A 13,949-nucleotide genomic window follows, 5' to 3' on the forward strand; every position below is an offset into this window, starting at 1 on the left:
GATTTGCTGTGATGCGCCCGGTTGATCAGTCCGTTCTCGTCGTGATTCCGGCGTTGAACGAAGAGGAGTCCGTCGCGGACGTGGTTCGCGACGTACGCGCGGCCTACCCGTCGGCAAGGTGCCTCGTGATCGACGATGGCTCCCACGACGCCACCGGCGCACGAGCGCAAGCGGTTGGAGCGGAAGTTCTGCGCCTGCCGTTCAACCTGGGTGTCGGCGGCGCGATGCGTGCCGGCTATCGATTCGCCCGCACGCACGGGCACGAGATCGTGATCCAGGTGGATGCCGATGGGCAGCACGACCCCGTCATGATCGCCGAGATGATCACACGCCTCGCGGATGCCGACCTGGTGATCGGCGCGCGATTCGCGGGCGCGGGCGACTACGGGGTTCGGGGACCGCGCCGCTGGGCGATGCGTCTGCTGGCAGCGGTGATCAGCCGTGTCGCGCGGACCCCGCTCACCGATGTGACCAGCGGGTTCAAGGTTGCCGGGCCCCGGGCCGTCGACCTCTTCGCAGACGAGTTCCCCGCCGAGTACCTCGGCGACACCATCGAGGCGCTCGTGATCGCGGCACGTGCGGGCCTTCGCATCCGGCAGGTGCCGGTGGCCATGCGCGTACGACAGGGCGGTGAGCCATCGCACAGACCTCTCAAAGCCGCCGCGTATCTTTTCCGGGCCTGCGCTGCGTTCGGGCTTGCGATGATCCGCCCTCGGGCACGAGTGGGGAGCGACGCATGAACATGAGCATCATCACCTACATCTTCGGGATCGTCGCGGCGGTGCTGGCGCTGATCGCGATCATTGAACTGATGCGGCGCGGCACGCTGCGCGAGCGCCATGCGGGCTGGTGGTTCGTCGGAGGGGTGCTGGCACTGGTCATCGCCGTGTTCCCGCAGATGCTGGGGTGGGCGGCTTCGGCCCTGGGCATCGTCGTGCCGGTCAACCTGGTGTTCTTCGTCGCGATCGCGCTGCTGTTCCTGGTCAGCCTGCAGTACGGTGCCGAGCTGACCCGCATCGAGGAGAAGCTGCGGGTGCTCGCCGAGCAGTCGGCATTCCATGAGCGCAGGATCGCGCAGATCGAGCAGCGCCTCGACATTCGCGAGGATGCGATCACTGACGAAACCCCTCCGCGACCGGACGGAGAGGAGTCATGACCGCTCCTGTGCGGGTCGTCATCGCCTCAAGACTCTTTCCCCCCGAGGTCAGCGCCGGCGCCTTCCGGCTGGGAGCGCTCGCCCGCCTGCTCGCGGAGCAGGGTGATGACGTCGTCGTGCTCACCACCACACCGCCGGCCCATGCCCCGGCGACCCCGGATGCACCTGGGGTCGATGTTCGGCGCTGGCCCGTGCTGCGCGACTCCGGCGGCAACGTGCGCGGCTACATGCAGTACATGAGCTTCGACATCCCGCTGCTGGCGCGACTGATCGGCACGCGATTCGACGTGGCTGTCGCGGAGTCGCCGCCCACCACGGGGCTCGTCGCTGCGATCATCGCGGCCATCAAACGGCGGCCGCTCGTCTATTACGCGGCCGATGTGTGGACCGACGGAGTCATTTCGATGGGGGCCCCTGGCATCGTCGTGTCCGTCATGCGCTGGATGGAGCGCGCGGTGCTCAGGCGCGCGCGCTCGATCATCTCGGTCTCCGACGAGGTGACTGAGCGGCTCGTGCTGCTCGGCGCCGCGGCCGACCGCATCGTCACGGTCGGCAACGGCATCGACACCGAGATCTTCAGCCCCGATGTCGAGCCGGCCTCGAACGATGAGTACTTCGTCTACACCGGCACCATGTCGGAGTGGCAGCAGCCCGACATATTCATTCGCGCCTTCGCGCAGATCGCGAAGGAGAACCCTGGCGTCCGCCTTCGATTCTTCGGTCAGGGCGCAGTAGAAGCGCAGCTGAAGCAGGTCGCAGAGGAACTCGCTCCCGGTCGTGTCGAGTTCGGCGGCGTGGTCAGCCCCGCTGAATCGACGTCGTGGATCCGTGGCGCGGCTGCGGCGCTCGTAAGCATCGTCCCCGGGATCGGCTACGACTTCGCCAAGCCGACCAAGACCTATGCGGCAGCCGCGACCGGGACCCCGGTTCTCTTCGCGGGCCCCGCAGCCGGGGCCGATCTCGTGCGCACCGGCGAGCTCGGCCTCGCGGTCGACTTCACACCTGAGGCCGTCGCCGACGCGATGCGGCAGTTGCTGTCTGAGGCGCACGACGGCACGACCGCGCTGATGCGGCCCCGCCGCGCAGCGTGGGCCCAGCAGAACGTCTCCCTCCGTGCTGTCGCCGAGCGGGTCGCGAGGGCGGTCACCCAGGCCGCAGCGGCGCGTGAGCGTAAACTCGAAACCAGTTCCCGCCGATCATCATCCGGCACCGAAAGGCCAACTCAGTGAAATCTTCGATCAGTGTGCGGGTCGTCGACTCCGCTGATGTCTCGCCCGATGCCTCGATCGGCGATGGCTCGTCGATCTGGCACCTCGCGCAGGTGCGCGAGGGCGTGCGGATGGGGCAGAACTGCATCGTCGGACGCGGCGCGTACATCGGCACCGGGGTCGAGATGGGCGACAACTGCAAGGTGCAGAACTACGCACTCGTCTACGAGCCCGCCAAGCTCGCCGACGGCGTGTTCATCGGTCCAGCGGTGGTGCTCACCAACGACACCTATCCGCGGGCGATCAACGCCGACGGCTCGCTGAAGAGCGCCCACGACTGGGAGCCGGTGGGCGTCACGATCGAGAAGGGCGCGGCGATCGGCGCGCGCTCGACCTGCGTCGCACCGGTCACGATCGGCGCATGGGCGACGGTCGCCGCCGGCGCTGTGGTCGTGAAGGATGTGCCTGCGCATGCGCTTGTCGCGGGTGTTCCTGCTCGGCGGATCGGCTGGGTGGGGGAGTCGGGTGTTCCGCTCACCCGTGGCGATGACGAATCGACCTGGATCTGCCCGGTGACGGGTGATCGCTTCATTGAGAACAACGAAACCCTGACCAAGGAGTCCGCGTGAGCGAGTTCATTCCCCCGGCAAAGCCGATCATCGGTGACGACGAGCGGGCGGCGGTTGACCGTGTGCTGCGCAGTGGCATGGTGGCGCAGGGCCCTGAGGTGGCGGCGTTCGAGGCGGAGTTCTCGGCGCATTTCGTGTCGGGTCGGCCGTCGGTGGCGGTGAACTCGGGCACGGCTGGTCTGCACCTGGGCCTGCTGGCCGCGGGTGTCGGGCCGGGGGATGAGGTCATCGTGCCGTCGTTCACCTTCGCGGCGACGGGCAACTCGGTGGCGTTGACGGGTGGGACGCCGGTGTTCGTCGACATCGAGCCGGAGACGTTCACTCTGGATCCGGAGGCGGTTGCTGCGGCGATCACCCCGAGGACGAAGGGCATCCTTCCAGTGCACCTGTATGGTCACCCGGCCCGGATGCGGGAGCTGGAGAAGGTGGCCGCTGAGCGGGGGGTGGCGTTGTATGAGGATGCCGCTCAGGCGCACGGGGCGGCGTTGGATGGTCGCCCGGTGGGCTCGTTCGGTGATTTCGCGATGTTCAGCCTGTATCCGACGAAGAACATGACCAGTGGTGAGGGTGGTATGGTCACCTGCGCCACGGATGAGATCGCGCGTCGGGTGAAGCTGCTGCGCAACCAGGGCATGGAGCGGCAGTACGAGAACGAGATCGTGGGGTTCAACGCCCGGATGACTGACATCCACGCGGCGATCGGCCGCGTGCAGCTGACCAAGGTTGACGCGTGGACGGCGCAGCGGCAGGCGAATGCGGCGTTCTTGGACGCGAACCTGCAGGGTGTCGTGGTGCCCCCGGTCGCCGAGGGTGCGGTGCACGTGTACCACCAGTACACGATCCGCGTGCCGGAGGATCGGGACGGGTTCGTTGCGGCGTTGAAGGAGGAGCACAACGTCGGCGCGGGTGTGTATTACCCGATCCCGAACCACCGACTGCCGTCGCTGGCCCCGTACGCTCCCGGACTGGAGTTGCCGGAGACGGAGCGCGCGGCGCGTGAGGTCGCATCGCTGCCGGTGCACCCGTCACTGTCCCAGGCGGATCTGGACCGGATCGTGGCCGCGGTGAACGCGGCGGCGGGGGCGGGCGCCTGATGGCCGAGAACCTGCGTGCCGGTCTGCTCGGCGTCGGCATGATGGGCCGCCACCACGCCCGGGTGCTGCGGGAGCTGGACGGGGTGGACCTGGTCGCGATCGCCGACCCGGGCGGTGACCCGCACGGGGTGGCCGGTGACCTGCAGGTGCTGCCGGACATCGACGCGCTGATCGCGGAGGGCCTGGACATCGCGGTGGTGGCCGTGCCGACCCGGTTCCATGAGGATGCGGCGTTGAAGCTGGCTTTGGCCGGCGTGCACACCCTGGTGGAGAAGCCGATTGCGCACAGCCTGGAGGCCGGGCAGCGGATGGTCGACGCATTCACCGCTGCGGGGCTGGTCGGCGCGGTCGGGCACATCGAACGGTTCAACCCCGCGCTGCAGGAGCTGCGCCGGCGGATCGAGGCGGGCGAGCTGGGCGCGGTGTATCAGGTGGTCACCCGCCGGCAGGGCCCGTTCCCATCTCGGATCGCCGACGTCGGGGTCGCGAAAGACCTCGCCTCCCATGACGTGGACCTGACCGCGTGGGTGGTGCAGTCCGACTACGACCGGCTGTTCGCGCAGACCGCGTTCAAGTCCGGCCGCGAGTACGAGGACATGATCACCATCACCGGGCGGACCAAGTCCGGGGTGATCGTGAACAACATCGTCAACTGGCTGAGCCCGATGAAAGAACGGCTCACGGTCGTCACGGGGGAGAAGGGCGCGTTCGTCGCCGACACTTCCACCGGGGACCTGACTTTCTACGCCAACGGCACCATCCCGTTGGAATGGGAATCCGTCTCCTCGTTCCGCGGCGTCTCCGAAGGCGACGTCACCCGGTACGCGTTCCCCAAGCGCGAGCCGCTGCGCGTCGAGCACGAAGCGTTCCGCGACGCCGTTCTCGGACAGCAGACCGACCTCGTCACCATGGAACAGGGCCAGCGCACCCTCACCGTCGTCGAAGCCGCACTCGAATCAGCCCGCACGCACACGTCGATCGAGCTCGCGGACTTCGCAGACCGATGAAGCAGATCACCGTCCTGCTGCGGCGTCTGCTTCCGTACCTTCCGCCGTCGGCGCGCCGCTTCCTGCTCTGGTACTCGATCGTCGCAGCCCTGCTGTCGATCGTCGATGTGCTGGCGTTGATGCTGCTCGCACTGACACTGGCTGCGGCCGCGACCGGGAGCGCGATCTCGCTGCCGATCGTCGGTTCCATGCCCGAGTCGGCGCTGGTCTGGATGATCGCGGGACTGTCGGCGCTCGTGATCGCCAAGTCCGCTGCGAACGTCGGTCTGCAGTGGATCGCGACCCGCCGCTTCGCCGAATTCGAGGTGCGGGTCGGCGCGCAGCTGCTCGCCGCCTACCTGCGTGCACCCTGGACCGATCGTCTCGGCCGCAACTCTGCTCAGGTCGTTCAGATGGCCAATACGGGCGTGGCGAACGTGACCAGCGGCTTCCTGCTGCCCATCACGACCCTGCCGGGCTTGCTGGTCACGTCGATCGGCGTGCTGGCAGTGATCGTCGTCGCGCAGCCCCTGACCGCGCTGATCACGGCCGTGTACCTGGTGGGAATCGCTGCGCTCCAGTACTATGTGCTGGGCGGGCGCACCCGCCAGGCGGCTCGGGTCGCGCGTGATTCGCAGATGGCTGCCGCCGCCCTGATCTCCGGCATGGTGTCGGCTCTGAAGGAGATCACCCTTCGCGACAAAGCCGCCGAGGTCGAGGTCGTCGTCGAGAAGCAGCGTTCGCTGTCGGCACGCGCCCGGTCGAACTCGAACTTCCTCTCAGCAGTGCCTCGCTTCATCTTCGACTCGGCCGTCATCGGCGGCTTCCTGCTCACCGGCGGTGTCGCCTACTTCGTCGGCGGTCCGGTCAATGGCCCTCAGGATGCCATCGGCGCAGTGGCGCTGTTCGGCATCGCGGGCTTCCGGCTGGTGCCTGCACTCACCGGATTCCAGTCGGTGATCACCCGCACCGTCACCACCGCGCCCTACGTCGACACGGTCATCGCCGACATCGAATCGGCCGACGACTATCTCAAGGCGCAGGAGCGGCTCGGCCGCGAGCCGCTGCCGTCAGCACCGCAGGTGCTCACTCTCGACAACGTCGGGTTCACGTTCCCAGGCTCGTCCACGCCTGCAGTCGAAGCATTGAGCCTCGACATCCGCATGGGGACGACCGTCGGCATCGCCGGACCGTCCGGCGCCGGCAAGTCGACTCTCGTCGACCTGCTGCTCGGGCTCATCTCGCCGAGCTCAGGACAGATCCTCATCGACGACAAGCCCCTGCAGGACGTGCTCGCGGCCTGGCGCCAGCATGTCGGCTACGTCCCGCAGGACGTCGCGTTGTTCGACGGCACCATCGCACAGAACATCGCTCTGGTGTGGGACGACAGCTACGACCTCGAGCGGGTCGAGCGCGCAGCGCGTCGTGCGCAGCTTTGGGACGTGATCTCGGATCGTGACGGCGGCGTGCACTCGACTGTCGGCGAACGCGGCATGACACTCTCCGGAGGGCAGCGACAGCGTCTCGGCATCGCTCGCGCGCTGTACACCGACCCGCTGATCCTCGTCCTCGACGAGGCCACGAGCGCGCTCGACAGCAAGACCGAGGCGAACGTGACCGAGGCGATCCACGAGCTGCACGGCGAAGTCACGGTCATCGCCGTCGCCCACCGTCTGTCGACGATCCGCGCCTCTGATCAGGTGCTCTTCATGCAGGACGGCCGGATCGCGGCGACAGGCACCTTCGATGAGGTCGTCGCCGAACACGAGGACTTCGCGCTCCAGGCGCGGCTCTCAGGGCTGGCATGAGTATGTCCGAAATGTCGTCGATGGTGGCTGCACGCTGGCGCATGGCGAAGCGCCTGGTGCGCTCCCGCATGCCGGAGGCGATCACCTCTCGAATCGGACCGGCGACGGCGCGCTACCGCCCGCAGGACGTGCCCGCACCCGTGGCCGCTCCGGCCACGGACGTTCGACTGCTTGTCGGACCGCGCAACTTCGCGGGACAGGGAGATCGCTGGGCGCGCGCAGCCGAGCGGCTGCCGGGCGTCGGCGCGGTCTCGATGATCGCGGGTGACAACGGCGGGCTCGACTTCCCCGTGGACTACGGGGTGCCGGATGCTGTCTACACGAACTCGCGGCGTTGGGGCATCCGGCAGCGCGGCGCCGTCGGCGCCGGGTTCACGCACGTGATGATCGAGGCGGTGTCGTCGATGTTCGGCGCGGCCAGCGACAAGGTCGTCGCACGCGAAGTCGAATGGCTGCGTGCCCAGGGCGTGCAGGTCGCGATGCTGTGCCATGGCACTGACATCCGGCTGCCCGACCGTCATGCGCAGCTCGATGAATGGTCGCCCTTCCGAGACGCCCCGGCCGACTGGGTGAACCGGCTCCAGACCCGCGCCTCGTTCAATCAGCAGGTCCTGGACCGCGTCGCTGCACCGGTCTTCGTGTCGACGCCGGAGATGCTGCTGGATCGCCCCGGTGCGCAGTGGCTGCCGATCGTGGTGGACATCGAGCGGTGGGCGACGTCGACAGAGATCCTCACCAGTGATCGACCGGTCGTACTGCACGCCCCGACGAACCCCCTCGTCAAGGGCACCGCTCTGATCGAGCCGATCGTGCAGCGGCTGCACGAGGCTCGACAGATCGATTACCGTCGCGTGGTCCGCGTGCCCTCCGGAGAGATGCCCGCGCTGTACGCCGGCGCGGACGTGGTGCTCGAGCAGTTCGCGCTGGGGATGTACTCGGTCACTTCGGTCGAGGCGATGGCCGCCGGGCGCATCGCCATCGCGCACGTGCACGACCAGGTGCGCGACCACGTCCGTGAGACGACCGGACTGGAGCTGCCCGTGGTCGAAGCGACGCCGGATACGCTGCATGACGTGCTCGACGACATCCGCACTCGCCCCGAGCATTACCGCGAGGTGGCGCGCCGCGGACCCGACTTCGTGCGGGCTGTCCACGACGGAGCGCTTTCGGCGCGAGTGCTCGCGCCTTTTCTGGGGGTGACGGCATGAGCAGGCACCTGCTTCTCACCGCGTGGGCGTTCCCGCCAGCTCGGACGAGCGGCGTGTACCGCGCCGCCGGAATCGCCGACGCATTCGTTCGTGCGGGCTGGCACGTGACGGTTCTCACCGGACCCGCATCGCTGTTCCGGGCGAACGAGGTGGCCGACGAGACGCTGCTCGAGACCGTCGATCCGCGCATCGAGATCGTCGAGGTGCCGCTGGAGCATCACGAGCTCTCCACAGACATCACCACATGGTCGCGCACCCGCGCCCGCCAGCCTGAGCTGTGGACGCGCCGCAGGCTTCAGCGGGATCGTCATGAGTTCCCCGAGGCCTGGTATGGATCGTGGGCGCCTGCCTTGCGCGAGGCAGCGGATGCTGTGCACCAGAGCCGACCGGTCGATCTCGCACTGGGCACAGCCGCACCGTACGTCGACTTCGTCCCGGGGGAGCACCTGCGTGCCCAGCACGGCGTACCTTACATCCTCGACTACCGGGATGCGTGGACGTTCCTGACCTTCACCGGCACGCCGCCGGCTGGGCTCACCGATGCGGTCCGTGATCGAGAGCGCGCCCTGATGAGCGAGGCGTTCCAGGTGTGGTTCGTGAACGACCCGATCCGCGGCTGGCACGCCGGGCAGTATCCCGACTCCGCCGCGAAGATGCGCACGGTGCGCAACGGATTCGATCTGCCCGCTCAGGCCACCGACGCGGCGGCGTTCGGCGTTCCGCTTCGCGATGCCGCAGACGGTCCACTGACCTTCGGATACATCGGAACCATCAACTTCGGAGCCTTTCCGCTCGACGAGGTCGTCGAGGCTTGGCGGATTGCTCGGATGCAGCTCCCCGAGGGGTCTCGTCTCGTGCTGCGCGGTCACCTGGGCCGCACGGGCGAGGGCAGCCCCCAGCTCCTCGCGGCGTTGGCCGAGGCTGAACCTCTTGGCATCGTCTACGAGGGGCCGGTGAGTCGGAGCCGGCTCACCGAGGTCTATCGACAGTTCGACGCACTGCTGCTGGCGCTGCCCAGCGGCCCTGGCGTGACCAGCGGCAAGGTGTACGAGTACGCGGCCACGGGTCTGCCGATCGTCTCGGTGCACACGCCGGAGACCCCTGTGGCAGAGGTGCTGGGCGACACGGATCACTGGCATGCACCCCGCTCGCTCGAGCCTGAAGCGATCGCTGAATCGCTGATCGATGCCGCGCGCCAGGTGCAGTTGAGCACCGTGGGCGTCCGTCAGCGCGCGATCGCCGCCGGCCTCCGCTGGGAGCGGCTGGGCATCCTGGCGACGGCCGTCGCCGATATCGAGACCGAGTTCGGCATGGAGGCGCGCGCATGAGAATCGTCGTCTTCGCACCGTCTGCCGGCGACATCGCCGGCGGCCTCAAGTCTCTCGCCGCCCATGCGGAGGTGACCGTCGTCTCGACTATGCCGGCGCAGTGGCCCGATGCCGATTCGCTGGCGGTAGGCACTTCGCCGCTTCGCCTGCGATTGTCGGAGTTCGCGCGCCGCACGCCCCCGGGCCGCGCACTCAGGCGGCTGACACCGCTCGATCCCGGAGCCATGTTCGCGCATCGCGCGCGTCGGTCTGCGCAGGCGCAGGCCGCGATCTCCGCGGCGGACCTGCTGGTATCGGTCGAGCGCGACGCCCACTACGCCGTGTGGCGGGAGGCCAGGCGCCGCAGACGGCAAGGGGCCCCCGTGCCGGCGGTCGTTGGATTTCCGGCGGCGCGAGTGACGGCGGGCCGGTTCAGCCGCGATTCGTGAGGGCGAACAACGCGGCGGAGCCTCCGTAGACGGCGTCCCAGGAATCGCCGAGATCTCGCATCCTCGAGAGCTTCCACACCGTCAGGATCGCGTCCCGATCGAGAGCGACGACCACGTCCGCATCGCGCACCAGCGCGTGTAGCACACGGTCCCGCTTCGCAGCTCGCCACAGTCGGCGCGACCGGTCGAGCGGAGAGATGCGGATCGCATTCCGCCCGACGGCGGACCGCCAGGCCAGGCGTTCGATGCGCTGTGAAAGCCCGCGGGGGGCAGCGGGCGTCAGCACGTGCGTCACGGAGTGCGCGCCCTTCGACGCGGGTCCAACGCGGACGACCTCGGCTCGTGCGGCCAGATCGGCGAGAGCGGGCGTCTCGTGATCGCTGGACATGATCGCCACCACGCGCATCAGGCACCCCCGACTTCGACGAGGCGCTCGCGCCACTGCCGAGCGATCGGCTCCAGGACGCGCGCTCGTTCATAGCGATTCGCCCATTCCCGCGCGGCTCGCCGGTCGGCGACGGTCTGCTGTGCCGCGATATCGGCGGCGCGGATGAGCGCGTCAGCGACGTCCTCCGACTCGAGCGAAGCGGCCGGAGCCCACGCGGGATAGCCGCGCAGGGTGTCGCTGACTGCGTTCACCGGGTCGTGGACCGACACGATCGGAAGCCCGGTGGCCATGTACTCGAAGACCTTTCCGCTGGTCATGAAGCGGCTGGTGCCAAGTGGCAGGATCAGCGCGTCGAGACCGGCGTAGGTGTCTGCGATCTCGGCCTTGGACACCGGGCCGTTGTAACGCACCGAACCGTCGACGGCAGCGGCGATCGTACCCAGGACGTTCCCCTCATCGTCGCCCTGATGACCGAGATAGCCGTAGAGGTCTATCCGGGCATCCGACAGCGCGCCCCTGGCTCTGGCCGACAGCCACCCGTCGACGAGCTGCGGGATCGGCGTCTGCGACGTCATCGTGCCGATGTTCCCGAAGACCAGCTCGGCGTCGCGATCGGCGCGAGGGGCGGCGACGTCGCCCACGAACTCCGGGTCGAACCCGTTCGAGACGACCCGGATGCGCTCTGCCGCCTGCGGGTACAGGTCGCGATGCCACTGCGCGATGGGCTCGTTCACGAACCACGCCTCATCTGCCGACTCGATCAGCCGCTTCTCCCACTGCGCCCCGGGATGGCGGTCGGTGAGCGTGCGCCGCCCTGAGTACATGTCCAGCTGCCAGGTGTCGCGATAATCCATGACGAACGGGACGTTCGCAGTGTTCTTCAGATGAAAGCCGGCGGTGTGCACGACGTTCGGGTTCCCCGAGCCGATCGTGAGCGTGACCGGGTGATCGCGATGGATGCGTGTCGCGGCCTGCTCCAGATTCGTGCGCCACAGCCCATAGCGCGGTTCGGGGAACACCCGGGAGGTGCGCCAGCCGCGCCAGCCGTTCCACAGTTCGGGCGCATGTGCGCGAAAGCTGCCCCAGGTGCGCAGATCCAGGACGGTCTCATCGTGCGGGAACGGGATGCGCTCGATGCGAATCCTCGGATCCACACGCTCTTCCATCGACGGGTCGACTCCGGTGCTGCGCAGGAAGACCTCGCGCGGCACGGTCAGAACCGTGACATCCCAGCCCTCGCGAGCGAACGCGTTCGCTGTCGCCAGCAGGCGGTACGCGCCGCCGCTGCGTGACGGCGGGAAGCCCCAGGCGACATAGAGTAGGTGAGGCGGTGATACGTGCGACAAAGGCGAACCTGCTGAGAAGTGGCGATCAGAGGGCGAGAACGCCTAACCATAACACCGGTCCTTGGAGGGGCAGATGCGCATAGCGGTGACGAAAGCATCCATCCTCATACCGCCGACGTACTTCGCGGTCTCGCACGCGCGGCTTCTGGGAGCAGCGCACGACGTGAGAATATTCGCCGGTGCGGCCAGGGTCACCGACCCGCATGCCCTCGACGGAATCGAACTGGACGAGACTCTCCCGCAGGTGCTGCCGTTCACGGATCGCTGGCCCATCCGCAGGCGGGAGCAGGTCGGGGCTCTGCTGTGGGGCGCCACGTCCCGGCGCATCAGACGATGGGCGCCGGACGTCATCCATCAGCATTTCGCGTATGGGGCGCGGGCAGCGGTATCGGCCGCGAAGCGAGCGCGACGGCCGCTGGCCGTCACTGTGCACGGCGGAGACGCATTCGTCCCGCTCACCCCGCTGCGCGAGCGGGGCCTGCGGGCGCGTCCGGCGCTGTTCGCGATGCAGCGCGAGGTCAGGGCGGTGTACCGGAGGGCCGATCTGATCCTCGCGGTGAGTGAGTACATCGCGGGCATCGCGGTGCAGGGCGGAGCGGATCCCGCACGCGTTCGCGTGCACTATCAGGGGATCGACACGGATGTCTTCACACCCCCCGAAGAGCCGATGACCGCGAGCGTGCGCCGGGTGCTCTTCGTCGGTCGGCTGGTCGACGCCAAGGGCGTGTTCGATCTGCTCGAGGCGTCGGCTGCTCTCGTGGAAGAGCAGCCACACGAACTGGTCTTCGTCGGCGATGGACCCGCACGCACACGCCTGGAATCCGCGGCGCAGGCGTCGCCGCATATTCGCGTGGCGGGTTCCCTGCCGAGCTCGGAGGTGCGGGACCTGCTGCGCACTGCGCACGCGCTCGTGCTTCCCACCCGGCTCAACGGCCGCGCGCGGGAAGCCGCCGGGCTCGTCCTGCTCGAAGCCCAGGCATGCGGAGTCCCGGTGATCGCATACGACAGTGGCGGCACTGCCGAGATGATGAACGTCGGGGAGACCGGTTGGCTCGCCCCCGAAGGCGATGTGGAGTCTCTGCAGGCGCGGCTCTCCGAGTCCCTTTCGCAGACCGCGTCGAGTCGCGCGGATATGGGGCGTCGCGCCCGGGCCTTCGTCGTCGAACATCGAAGCCTGACGGCGAGCGCTCGTCAGCTTTCCGCCATCTACGAGGAGATCCGCCGGTGACCCGCATCCTCTGCATCTCCCTGTCGCCCATCCGCCGCGATGCGCGAGTGCTGCGCCAGATCAGTGTGCTTCGCGAGTTGGGTGACGTCGTCACCGTCGGCTACGACGAGCAGCCCGATGGCGTCATCGAGCACATCCGCGTGCCGGATGATCGACTGTCACTGCCCCAGACTCCGGGGGGAGTGCTGAATCTCGGTCTGCGCAGATTCTCTGCGGTCGAGTTGGCGGCGCCGGGAGTGTCGTATGCGCTCGAGCAGCTGCGCGGACGGGAATTCGATCTGGTCGTCGCCAACGACGCGCGCGTGCTGGGTCTTGCCTTCGAGGTCGCCGGCGACGCGCCCGTCTGGGCGGATATGCACGAGTGGGCTCCTGAGGAGCGCACGCATGTGCTGTCCTGGCGGCTTCTCGTCGCCCCGTTCATGGTTCATCTCTGCCGTAAGTATCTTCCGCGCGCCGCCGCGGTGACCACGGTCGGTGGGGAGATCGCTGAGCTCTACCAGCGCGACTTCGGGGTCACGCCTCAAGTGATGCGCAACGCGGCGCCGTTCGCGGACCTGAACCCGAGTGAGATGGTGGCCGGTCGGATCCGGCTCGTGCACAGCGGGGGAGCGGTCCACGGCCGCAACCTCGAGGCGATGATCGACGCGGTGAAGGAACTCGACGACCGCTTCTCGCTCGATCTGTACCTCGTGCCGGCTGCGGACGGGGGCAAGTATCTCCGCTCGCTGAAGGAGCGTGCCGGCGGAGACCCCAGGGTCGTGTTTCACGAGCCGGTGGCACCGTCGATGCTGCCCGCCACTCTCAACGCGTATGACGTGGGCGTGTTCTGGATCCCGCCCGTGCACACGAACGCGCGTCTGACGCTGCCGAACAAGCTGTTCGACTACGTGCAGGGACGTCTGGCGCTGGCGATCGGCCCGACCATCGAGATGGAGCGCGTCGTGCGAGAGCACGAACTCGGCGTGATCAGCGCCGGGTTCGACGTGCAGAGCTGCGTCGAATCGCTCCGAGCCCTGACCCCCGACGACATCATGCGTTTCAAGCGGGCATCGGACGCGAGCGCTGAAGAACTGAGCTTCGAGCACGAGGGTGCGGCCGCGTTGGCGATGCTCCGCACCGTGCTCTCCACTTCGTAGACTGGA

General features: G+C 68.1%; 14 protein-coding genes. 12 read left to right on the forward strand and 2 right to left on the reverse strand.

The window, feature by feature from the left end; genetic code table 11:
• Nucleotides 1-11: 11 nt before the first annotated feature.
• From PTQ19_RS05035 to PTQ19_RS05080, 10 genes are read left to right on the forward strand one after another with little or no spacing between them, the layout of a single operon-like run.
• On the forward strand, nucleotides 12-740 hold the full coding sequence (locus PTQ19_RS05035) for a glycosyltransferase family 2 protein (protein ID WP_222445595.1): 729 nt from the start codon (nucleotides 12-14) through the stop codon (nucleotides 738-740).
• Entirely contained in the window at nucleotides 737-1,156 is a 420-nt protein-coding gene (locus PTQ19_RS05040) for a DUF2304 domain-containing protein (RefSeq protein WP_261393590.1), read from the forward strand. Before PTQ19_RS05035 ends, PTQ19_RS05040 begins: the two co-directional genes overlap by 4 nt.
• Nucleotides 1,153-2,385, forward strand: a complete 1,233-nt coding sequence (locus PTQ19_RS05045) for a glycosyltransferase family 4 protein (RefSeq protein ID WP_274368689.1) — start codon at nucleotides 1,153-1,155, stop codon at nucleotides 2,383-2,385. Before PTQ19_RS05040 ends, PTQ19_RS05045 begins: the two co-directional genes overlap by 4 nt.
• Nucleotides 2,382-2,993, forward strand: coding sequence for an acyltransferase (locus PTQ19_RS05050; protein ID WP_274368690.1), 612 nt, complete (start codon nucleotides 2,382-2,384; stop codon nucleotides 2,991-2,993). Before PTQ19_RS05045 ends, PTQ19_RS05050 begins: the two co-directional genes overlap by 4 nt.
• Entirely contained in the window at nucleotides 2,990-4,087 is a 1,098-nt protein-coding gene (locus PTQ19_RS05055; protein WP_274368691.1) for a DegT/DnrJ/EryC1/StrS family aminotransferase, read from the forward strand. Before PTQ19_RS05050 ends, PTQ19_RS05055 begins: the two co-directional genes overlap by 4 nt.
• Nucleotides 4,087-5,094: a Gfo/Idh/MocA family protein gene (locus PTQ19_RS05060; RefSeq protein ID WP_274368692.1), complete on the forward strand. Its 1,008-nt coding sequence runs from the start codon at nucleotides 4,087-4,089 to the stop codon at nucleotides 5,092-5,094. Before PTQ19_RS05055 ends, PTQ19_RS05060 begins: the two co-directional genes overlap by 1 nt.
• A complete protein-coding gene (locus PTQ19_RS05065) occupies nucleotides 5,091-6,881 on the forward strand; it encodes an ABC transporter ATP-binding protein (protein WP_222445599.1) in 1,791 nt (596 codons plus the stop codon). The genes PTQ19_RS05060 and PTQ19_RS05065 overlap by 4 nt, the downstream gene beginning before the upstream one ends.
• Nucleotides 6,878-8,089, forward strand: coding sequence for a hypothetical protein (locus PTQ19_RS05070; protein WP_274368693.1), 1,212 nt, complete (start codon nucleotides 6,878-6,880; stop codon nucleotides 8,087-8,089). Before PTQ19_RS05065 ends, PTQ19_RS05070 begins: the two co-directional genes overlap by 4 nt.
• Nucleotides 8,086-9,417, forward strand: coding sequence for a glycosyltransferase (locus PTQ19_RS05075; RefSeq protein WP_274368694.1), 1,332 nt, complete (start codon nucleotides 8,086-8,088; stop codon nucleotides 9,415-9,417). Before PTQ19_RS05070 ends, PTQ19_RS05075 begins: the two co-directional genes overlap by 4 nt.
• Nucleotides 9,414-9,845 (forward strand): hypothetical protein, encoded by a 432-nt coding sequence (locus PTQ19_RS05080; protein WP_274368695.1) that lies wholly within the window; start codon nucleotides 9,414-9,416, stop codon nucleotides 9,843-9,845. The genes PTQ19_RS05075 and PTQ19_RS05080 overlap by 4 nt, the downstream gene beginning before the upstream one ends.
• Here the strand turns inward: PTQ19_RS05080 and PTQ19_RS05085 are convergent.
• Nucleotides 9,829-10,233, reverse strand: a complete 405-nt coding sequence (locus PTQ19_RS05085) for a hypothetical protein (protein ID WP_274368696.1) — start codon at nucleotides 10,231-10,233, stop codon at nucleotides 9,829-9,831. The genes PTQ19_RS05080 and PTQ19_RS05085 overlap by 17 nt on opposite strands.
• 17 nt (nucleotides 10,234-10,250) lie before the next feature.
• The gene (locus PTQ19_RS05090) at nucleotides 10,251-11,579 is read right to left on the reverse strand and encodes a glycosyltransferase (protein WP_274368697.1); all 1,329 of its coding nucleotides are present in this window, start codon (nucleotides 11,577-11,579) and stop codon (nucleotides 10,251-10,253) included.
• 85 nt (nucleotides 11,580-11,664) lie between these two features.
• Here PTQ19_RS05090 and PTQ19_RS05095 point away from each other — a divergent pair, with 85 nt between their 5' ends.
• Complete coding sequence (locus tag PTQ19_RS05095) at nucleotides 11,665-12,807, forward strand: glycosyltransferase (protein ID WP_274368698.1); 1,143 nt, start codon at nucleotides 11,665-11,667, stop codon at nucleotides 12,805-12,807.
• Complete coding sequence (locus PTQ19_RS05100) at nucleotides 12,804-13,943, forward strand: hypothetical protein (protein WP_274368699.1); 1,140 nt, start codon at nucleotides 12,804-12,806, stop codon at nucleotides 13,941-13,943. Before PTQ19_RS05095 ends, PTQ19_RS05100 begins: the two co-directional genes overlap by 4 nt.
• Nucleotides 13,944-13,949 lie beyond the last annotated feature (6 nt).

The organism is Microbacterium esteraromaticum, from assembly GCF_028747645.1.
Classification (GTDB): Bacteria; Actinomycetota; Actinomycetes; order Actinomycetales; family Microbacteriaceae; genus Microbacterium; species Microbacterium esteraromaticum_C.